The organism is Saccharopolyspora elongata (assembly GCF_004348985.1).
Taxonomy (GTDB): domain Bacteria; phylum Actinomycetota; class Actinomycetes; order Mycobacteriales; family Pseudonocardiaceae; genus Saccharopolyspora; species Saccharopolyspora elongata.
This window is the reverse complement of record NZ_SMKW01000218.1, coordinates 1-1299: the sequence shown is the minus strand read 5'-3', so window position 1 is coordinate 1299 and position 1299 is coordinate 1. Positions and strand designations below refer to the sequence as shown.

The 1299-nt window shown below is 67.4% G+C and carries 1 protein-coding gene; it reads left to right on the top strand.

The window, feature by feature from the left end:
* Positions 1–86: 86 nt before the first annotated feature.
* The coding region (locus E1288_RS46375; RefSeq protein ID WP_207954953.1) for a hypothetical protein at positions 87–1299 on the top strand (1213 nt) is incomplete at its 3' end.

The window sequence follows — 1299 nt, the reverse complement described above, 5'->3', positions numbered from 1 at the left end:
GGAGGGCGGTGGTGGGTGGGTCTGCGGCGCGGGATGCGTTTGTTACGGCGTTGGCTGGCTGGGGGGTGCGGTTCGACGGTGGGCAGTTGCCGACGTTGATGGATGATCTTCCGCAGGGTGTGGATGTGCGGGGGGTGCTGGATGCGACGGTGATGCGTCCGTATACGGAGGGTCTGCTGGGCGTTGAGGCGTTGGTGGTGGGCTGGCCGGGTGCTGGGTTGTCGATTCGGGCGTGGCATGTGTCGGGAGTCGATGTGGTGTTTGAGCGGTTCCCGCCGGGTCTGGGGGTTGATGCACGGTTCTCCTTCTATTCGGTGCTCGTGGTCGATAGCCAGGGGCAGCGGCGTGCTCCGGTGCTGCCCGGCTTCGACTGGGTGCCTGGTGGCTTGGACGAGGTAGCGCTGCCGGTGCGGTCGCGGTATGCCGGGCCGAGCGAGAATTTCTTTGTCGGCGCGCGGGACAGGTCGTCTGACGGTGCCGATTCCGGATCCGGGCGTGGTGGATCTGTTGCGGGGACTGGGGATTCCAGTTTCATTGCGGATGGCGGGAGGCCGGATCTGACGGCTGCGACGGTGCCTCCCGGGATGGTGGCTCCGGTCGAGGGGGGCGCTGGCTTCGGTGGGGCGGCGAAGCAGGCGGTGACTGCGGCGGTGACCGTGGGCGGTTCCCGTGAACCGGACACGATGCCCGGGACTGGTCAGGGGCAGGGTGCGAAGCCGCACGATAAGCCCACGCCCGGGGGCCAGTCGGCGGTGGTGTGGTCGCTCGAGGGGTTGTCGGTTGCCGCGAGTCGGTTTGAGGAGGCCGAACAACGGCGCTGGAAGGACCAACCTCGGGATGTGCAGTCGCGGGAGGTGGGGAACCTCGATGACGCGAGGGCACGGGTGCGCGCTACCTATGAGGGCCTCATCGATGCTCCTGGTCGCGACCGGGAAAGGGTTTTCCTCGCGGCATTGCGCAGAGGTGAGCGGCACGACGCCCTTGTGACGATTGCCGCTCATCTTATGAGCGGTAGTCCGGAAGCGTTGTCGGTGATGCCGGATCTGCAGGTGGGCGCCCGGGATTCCGCGGAGGTGTTGTTGCGGGCTCTCGCGCGCAATCTGCTGCAGCAGCCGAGCGAGGCCGGACACGACAATCCCGCGGGAACCACACAAGTATCCGCGTCCAGTGTGGGCTCGGCTGCGTCGGGAAGACCGCCGGTGCGAGAGCAGTCGTTGGCACCGGATTTGCTGGGGGAGATCGACCGGTTGAGCCAGCAGGTGGGCTGGGCCAGCAAGGACGACGAGGACGCGGCGCGGT